Origin of the sequence: Isoptericola haloaureus, from assembly GCF_036689775.1 — a bacterium.
In the GTDB taxonomy this organism is placed as follows: Bacteria; Actinomycetota; Actinomycetes; order Actinomycetales; family Cellulomonadaceae; genus Isoptericola; species Isoptericola haloaureus.
This window is the reverse complement of sequence record NZ_JBAGLP010000091.1, coordinates 1-316: the sequence shown is the minus strand read 5'-3', so window position 1 is coordinate 316 and position 316 is coordinate 1. Positions and strand designations below refer to the sequence as shown.

General features: G+C 74.7%; 1 protein-coding gene. It reads right to left on the bottom strand.

Annotated elements, in window-relative coordinates; genetic code table 11:
• Positions 1–316 (bottom strand): hypothetical protein (locus V5O49_RS00295; RefSeq protein WP_332900468.1); only part of this gene is annotated, 316 nt, incomplete at both ends.

Genomic DNA, 316 nt, shown 5'->3' with positions numbered 1-316 from the left:
CCGGTTTACGAGCAGGGCGCCGGAGACGACGGCCGTCAGAGGCTGCCAGGCCAGCGGGTCGGAGAACTCGACCTCGGTGGTCTCGCCCTCGACGAGCGCGACGGTCTGCGTGCGGCCACCCGGCGGAGGCAGGAGGGAGCCGGACTCGGCCGGGACGGCGACCTCGGTGACGTCGTACGCGCCGAAGTCGGCGACCGGCTCGACGGTGTAGGTCCCGTCCGCGCCGGTCACGACCGTGAGGGGCTCCTCGGCCGCCGGGTCGAGCGGGCTCGGCGTGATCTCGCAGGTGGCGCCCGCGAGCTCCGTCTCGTCCTCG